This window comes from Klebsiella sp. K47 (assembly GCF_051858335.1).
In the GTDB taxonomy this organism is placed as follows: domain Bacteria; phylum Pseudomonadota; class Gammaproteobacteria; order Enterobacterales; family Enterobacteriaceae; genus Klebsiella; species Klebsiella pneumoniae.
On the sequence record NZ_JBPYUI010000326.1, the window covers coordinates 1 to 231 of the forward strand.

General features: G+C 69.3%; 1 protein-coding gene. It reads left to right on the forward strand.

What is annotated here, in order from left to right:
* The coding region (locus RRF55_RS28240) for a hypothetical protein (protein ID WP_439419331.1) at window positions 1–231 on the forward strand (231 nt) is incomplete at both ends.

Sequence of the window (231 nt, forward strand, 5' to 3'; positions counted from 1 at the left end):
TCCAGCGCTGTGGTGCAGGGTGCCGTCCGGCCATGGCAGCGCTCAGGCGGGGCTGCGCAGCACCGCGTTCGAAGGCCAGTTCCGCCTCGCCACGCTGGACGAGATCATCGCTTTCCTGGTGCAGCAGGCCGGCCGCGCCAACCGCGGCATCTGGCTGGTACCGGAGATCAAGCACGGCACCTACTTCACGCGCATCGGCCTGCCGATGGAAGACAAGGTGGGCGCCGCGCT